The sequence below is a fragment of the Planomonospora parontospora genome (assembly GCA_014647935.1).
GTDB lineage: Bacteria > Actinomycetota > Actinomycetes > Streptosporangiales > Streptosporangiaceae > Planomonospora > Planomonospora parontospora.
Map to the genome: position 1 here is coordinate 1 of BMQD01000077.1, position 2,088 is coordinate 2,088.

The 2,088-nt window shown below is 73.9% G+C and carries 2 protein-coding genes; one reads left to right on the forward strand and one right to left on the reverse strand.

Annotated elements, in window-relative coordinates:
- Positions 1–233 (forward strand): response regulator transcription factor (locus tag IEZ07_RS35155; RefSeq protein WP_191898441.1); only part of this gene is annotated, 233 nt, incomplete at its 5' end.
- A 17-nt stretch (positions 234–250) separates the two neighbouring features.
- Here the strand turns inward: IEZ07_RS35155 and IEZ07_RS35160 are convergent.
- On the reverse strand, positions 251–1,951 hold the full coding sequence (locus IEZ07_RS35160) for a sensor histidine kinase (protein ID WP_191898754.1): 1,701 nt from the start codon (positions 1,949–1,951) through the stop codon (positions 251–253).
- Positions 1,952–2,088 lie beyond the last annotated feature (137 nt).

Sequence of the window (2,088 nt, forward strand, 5' to 3'; positions counted from 1 at the left end):
AGGACCCGCTGGCGGCCCTGTCGGCGCAGGAGCGGCAGATCCTGGACCTGATCGGCGAGGGCCTGACCAACCGGCAGATCGGCGAGCGGATGTTCCTGGCGGAGAAGACGGTCAAGAACTACGTCTCCAACCTGCTGGGCAAGCTCGACATGCAGCGCCGTACCCAGGCCGCGGCGCTGGTCACCCGGCTCAAGGCCGAACGCGGCGAGCGGGGAGACCTCCGTCCCTGGTGAGCCCGGCGGGCCGGGGGTCAGCCCCGGCCGAGCGGGACCCGCCAGCGCAGGCGGCTGCCCCCGCCCTCGGCGCGCTCGGCGGTGAAGGATCCGCCCAGACGCTCGGCCCGCTCGGCCAGGTTGCGCAGCCCGCTGCGCCGCCCGTCCTCGGGGATTCCGACGCCGTTGTCGCTCACCTCCAGCAGCAGCGCGCCGCCGCTCACCTCCACGAGCACCTGCGCCCTGCTCGCGCGGGCGTGGCGGGCGACGTTGGACAGCGCCTCGCGCAGCACCGCCCGCAACTGCTCTCCGATCTCCTCGGGCACCGTGTTGTCCAGCGGCCCCTCCATCCGGATGCCGGGCATGAAGCCGAGCTGCTCGCGGGCGGCCTCCACCAGCTCCGTCACCCGGCCGCGCAGCGTGCGGGCCGGACCGGCCTGCGGCGGCGTCTGCAGTGCGAAGATGGTGGAGCGGATCTCCTTGATGGTCTGGTCCAGCTCGTCCACCGCGTGCTGCAGCCGCGCCGACGCGGCGGGGTGCTCGACCATGCGGACCGTGCTCATCAGCGTCATGGCCACCGCGAACAGCCGCTGGATCACGACGTCGTGCAGGTCCTTGGCGATGCGGTCGCGGTCCTCCAGCAGGCCCAGCCGCTCGGCGTCGCGGCGCGCGGCGGCCAGTTCCAGCGCGATGGCCGCCTGCCCGCCCAGCGCCTCCGCCATCCGCAGGTCCGGCTCACCGAACGGCGGCGCCCCGCTCCGCCTGGCCAGGACGAGCACGCCGCGGGCCCCGTCCGTCCCGCCCAGCGGCACGGCGATGGCCGGGCCCAGCGGCACGCCCTCCAGGTGCGGCGGGTGCCCGGTGGACTCCTGCAGGTCCGGCGTGCTCTGCGACCGGCCGGTGCGCAGCGTCACGCCCGCCAGCGACCTGTCCATCTCCATGTCCCGCGCGCGCAGCAGCTCCTCGCCGAACCCTTCGACGATCTCGATCCGCACCACGTCCTCGTGCGGGAAGCTGACCATCGCGGTGTCGGCCCCGGTCAGCTCCCGGGCCCGGCGGGCCATGATGGTGAGCACCTCGCCCGGGTCGTCACCGGAGAGCAGGCTGGTGGTCACCTCCGAGGAGACCCGCAGCCAGTCCTCCCTGCGCCGGGTCTCCTCGTACAGCCGGGCGTTCTCGATGGCCACGCCCGCGGCGGCGGCCAGCGCGTTGACGACCGCCTCGTCCTCCTCCTCAAAGGCCCCTCCGCCGGCCTTCTCGGTCAGGTAGAGGTTGCCGAACACCTCGTCGCGCACCCGCACCGGCACGCCCAGGAAGCTGTGCATCGGCGGATGGCCCGCGGGGAAGCCGTAGGACTCGGGATGCTCGGCGAGGTCGGTCATCCGCAACGTCTGCGGGTCCTTGATCAGCAGACCGAGCAGCCCCTTGCCGTGCGGCCAGTGCTCGATCTGCGCGATCTCCTCCTCGGTGAGGCCCACCGGGATGAAGCGCTCGAGCGTGCCGCCCTCGCCGATCACGCCGAGCGCCGCGTAGCGGGCGTCGACCAGTTTGGCCGCGGCCTCGGTGATGCGCCGCAGCACGGTCTCCAGGTCCAGGTCGCTGCCGACCGAGACCACGGCCTCCAGCAGCGCGTGCACCCGGTCGCGGGTGGCGAGCACCGTCTCCAGCCGGTCCTGCAGCTCCGACAGCAGGTCGTCCAGCCGCATGTGCGGAATCAGAGATCTCTCGCCCACGCCCATCCCTCCGTCACGCCCCGGCTCACCCCAAGTCTCCCACCCGGCACGGGGTGGCCGGGAAGAGCGCCCGCCCCGGCGGGGCGGGGCGGGGGCTGCCCGGTCCCGAGGTCCCCTCCCCCGGGGACCTTCGGCCCTGCCCG

Coding starts and splice junctions, on each gene's coding strand:
- IEZ07_RS35160 (WP_191898754.1), bottom strand. CDS start 1,951: ATGGGCGTGGGCGAGAGATCTCTGATTCCGCACATGCGGCTGGACGAC.